Source organism: Mitsuaria sp. TWR114 (assembly GCF_007997345.1).
Genome location: NZ_VOSR01000046.1, coordinates 1 through 3,550 on the forward strand (window position 1 = coordinate 1; position 3,550 = coordinate 3,550).

A 3,550-nucleotide genomic window follows, 5' to 3' on the forward strand; every position below is an offset into this window, starting at 1 on the left:
GAAGCACCGCCCCCGGTGCCAGACGGGTCCGAACGCCAGACGCTGGCACAGCCATGGCCGCGGCGCGACGACGAGGTCCTGATCGCCGAGGCCATGGCGCTGCTGCCCCCGCTGCGACCGCGTCTGCAGGCCCTGATCCGCCGGATCGAGGTCCCGCCCCCCTGGGACGACGAAGCGCAGCGGCAACGATGGAAGCAGGACCATCCCCGAGTCCCTGTCAGCTCGGACTGGGCGACTTACGAGCGGTGGCGCGAGGCGCTGATCGATGCCCGCCTGAAGTGGCTCCGCGCCTGGATCCATCGCCTGGGCGAGGATGAGGCTCCGGCGGCGCTCTGCCTGTCGGGCGGCGGCATCCGCAGCGCGACCTTCAGCCTGGGCGTGATCCAGGGGCTCGCCGCCAAAGGCGTCATGCGGGACTTCCACTACCTGTCCTCCGTTTCCGGCGGCGGGTACATCACCAGCCTGCTGTCGGCCTGGATCCGCAACGAGGCCCTGCTGCGCCAGGCCGACGCCGCCGGCATGAGCCTGGCCGACTACATGAATGCCGGCATGGGCTCCCGGGCGCCGATCCAGACCGAGGGGCCGGCGCTCAGCGATGCGCGGGCGGCGGTGCTCGACACCCTGGGCCGGGTCGGCGACGCCCAGTCGGAAGAGCCCCAACCGGTGCGGCGCCTGCGCGCCTTCAGCAGCTACCTGAGTCCGATGCGGGGCGTGTCCGCCGACTTCCTCACGCTGCTGGCGATCTACGCGCGCAACCTGACGCTCAACTGGATGGTGTGGATCCCCGCGCTGTTGGGCGTGCTGCTGTTGCCGCGCCTCTACCTCGCCTGGCTTCAGGCGGGGCTGCCGGGCGACGGCTGGCGTCAGGCCATGATGTGGGCCGCCTGGCTGCTGATCGTCTGGACCATCGCCTACATGGCGTCGGACCTGCCGGCGCCACCGCCCAAGCGCAAGCCGCGATCGCCGGTCCAGCACCTGCAGGCCGGCGCGCCGCCGGCCTCCTCCGGCGCAGCGGCCGCGCGCACGGAGGAGCGGCTCAAGGGGCCGCCCCCGGACAGGCCGGACGACACCTGGCAGATGGTGCTGCCGCTGTTCGCCGCCGCGTTGCTGCTGACCTGCCTGATCGGCTGGGAGGTCCGCGACCCCGCGGGCAGGCCCGTCTGGTCGATCTGGCTGCCGGGGTGGGCGCGCCAGGCGCTCGCCGCCGTCACGCCCGACCCCGAATGGCAGGTCACGCTGCTCGGCTTCGTGCTGGGCGCCTTCACTCAAGGCGCCGCGTCACTGCTGGGCGGACTCGTGCTGCGCAAGGCGCGGGCGCGGGAGCCGGGGACGCGTCCGGCGGATGGCTGGGCCTTCATCGCCGTCACCGTCGCAGGCGGCGGCACCGGCGCGGCGCTGTATTGGGTCATCCGCTGGCTGATCACCTTCTCCCCGCCGCCCGAAGCGCTGCCGTGGCAACCCGTCGAGATCGGCCTGCCCCCGCACGACCTGCGTCTGCTGGCGCTCTGGGGCGTGCCGCTGTTGATGACCCTGTTCTGGGTGGGCGTCACCGTCTATGCCGGATGGCGGCGCCCCGTCGGCCTGGAGGATGAACGCGAGTGGTGGGCACGTGCCGCGGCGCGCTGGATGTTGCCGTCCGCCTGCTGGATCCTCGGCGTCGGACTCGTGTTCTACCTGCCCAGCCAGATGCTCGCGCTGTTCAAGCTGCAGGGCGGACAGGCGGCGGCCTTCGGCGCCGGGACGGGGGTGCTCGGGCTGTTGCTCGCGACCATCGGGTTCATCAGCAAACAAGGGCCCGCCTGGCGCCAGAAGGCCGAGTCGTTCGCCGACAAGACCGGCATGCGCATCGCCGACCTGCTCTCCATCGTCTTCATCGTGCTGTTCCTGACCGGCCTGTCGTACGCGATCACGGCCATGATGCGACTGCATGAGCCCTACCTGAAGGCGCAAGAGGCGCGGCTCGGCGTCGATGTGCAGGCGCCCGCCTTCTCGCGCATGGTCTGCGCGAAGCTCAAGGCGCAGGATCCCGAGACACGTTTCAGCCTGGGCTCAAGCTGCCGGCCGCTCGACTGCGGCCACGCCGGCAAGCGCTGCGCCCCCTGGACGGACGAAGCCGCCCACTTCTACACCGCCTCCCTCCTGACGACGGTCGACCCGCTGCCGCTCGTCGGGGCGCTGCTCGTGGCCGCCCTCCTGGCGCTCGGCACGTCCTACCGCATCGGCGTCAACGCGTTCTCGCTTCACAGCCTCTACGGCAACCGGCTCGTGCGGGCCTACCTGGCGGCCAGCCGTCGCGACGAGGATCGCCGGCCTCACTGGTTCACCGGTTTCGATCCGCAGGACAACCTGCCCATCCACGAAACCTGGCCCGAGAAGCATGCCGAGCGGGACGCCCGCCCGCGGCTGATGCACATCGTCAACGTGGCCCTGAACCTCGTGAAGCCGACGGGCAGTCGCCTGGAGTGGCAGGACCGCAAAGCCGTCGCCTTCACCATCTCCCCGCTCTACTCGGGCAGCAGGACCACCGGCTACATCCCGTCCAAGCACTACCTCCAGACGCCTCACATCGACGGCATCAGCCTGGGATGCGCGATGACCGTCTCGGGCGCGGCGGCGTCGCCGAACATGGGCTATCACAGCTCGGTGCCGCTCGCGCTCGTGATGACGCTGTTCAATGTCCGGCTGGGCATCTGGTCCCCCAACCCGATGCGCGCGAGTTCCCCGAAGTGGCCCCAGGAACGTTCGGAACCGGCGCTGGGCCTGTCGACGATGATCGATGAGGCCTGGGGTAACACTTCCGCGGAGACGGCCTTCGTCAACCTGTCGGACGGCGGGCATTTCGACAACACCGGCCTGTACGAGATGGTGCGGCGCCGGGTCCGTCACATCGTCGTCGTGGATGCCGGCGCGGACCCCGACTACCAATACGACGACCTGCTCTCGACGGTCCGCCGCATCCGCATCGACCTGGGCATCGGCATCGAGTTCACCACCAACATGCCGGGGCCGCTGGAGCGGCAACGGTCCGGCGCGGCGGTGGCGCGGGCGCGGATCCGATATGGCCAGGCCGATGCGGCCGCGCCGGACGGCACGCTGCTGCTGATCAAGCCCGCGCTGGTGCACGACGATCCGCGCGGTCCATGGTTGCCGCTCGATGTCCGTCGCTATGCCGAGGAGAGCCGGCGCGGCAACCAGCGCTTTCCGCAGCAACCGACCTCGGACCAGTTCTTCGACGAGTCCCAGTTCGAGAGCTATCGCATGCTGGGCTTGCACACCGTGCTGGCGGCGTACGGTCCGCCCCCCGGATCAGCCGCACCCGCCACCGCTGGATCGCCGCTTCCGGGCTTCGGGGGATTGTCGCGGGCCATCGAATCGGTCGCCGTGGCGCCGCCCGCGCCACCGCGCCCGGAAGGAGAAGGCGGAAAACCGGCCCAGGCGGGGGAATCGGCGCTGAGCAAGTTGCTCGGCAGTCTCAGCGACAACGCGCAGATGGTGGCCGCCGGCACGCTGGTGAGCGTCGTCACGGTCACTGGCGTCTCGTCGGTCGGGT

General features: G+C 70.6%; 1 protein-coding gene. It reads left to right on the forward strand.

Annotated elements, in window-relative coordinates; translation table 11 throughout:
- Nucleotides 1-15 precede the first annotated feature (15 nt).
- Nucleotides 16-3,550, forward strand: a 3,535-nt coding sequence (locus FUT87_RS02745) for a patatin-like phospholipase family protein (protein ID WP_255511628.1), incomplete at its 3' end; no start/stop codon positions are given.